Raw genomic sequence first — 277 nt, forward strand, 5'->3', positions numbered from 1 at the left:
TTGATATTGTCAAGATTAGTTGACACATTTATCTCAAAGATATCACTGACTATGCTACCAGTTCCAAAGCCTCATAATACTGCCTGCGTTTTATCATGGGAGGAAGCCCGCCGTTGGCAGAGCAGATCCTCCGGTTATTCCAGTGGCTGAGGAAGTATCTCCAAATGAGCGCTTTTAATTCCTCTACCGTCATCTGGCTTGTGTCATAGCGGTCATAGAGGAGTTCCGTCTTCATTCTGGCCCACATACTCTCACAGCGTGCATTATCATGGCAGCG

1 pseudogene is annotated in these 277 nt (G+C 46.6%); it reads right to left on the reverse strand.

The features are described 5' to 3' along the window. Positions 1 to 49: 49 nt before the first annotated feature. Positions 50 to 277 (reverse strand): annotated as a pseudogene (locus H6A20_RS13270) (integrase core domain-containing protein); the annotation flags it as partial.

Origin of the sequence: Mordavella massiliensis (genome assembly GCF_016901695.1) — a bacterium.
GTDB classification, from domain to species: domain Bacteria; phylum Bacillota; class Clostridia; order Lachnospirales; family Lachnospiraceae; genus Claveliimonas; species Claveliimonas massiliensis_A.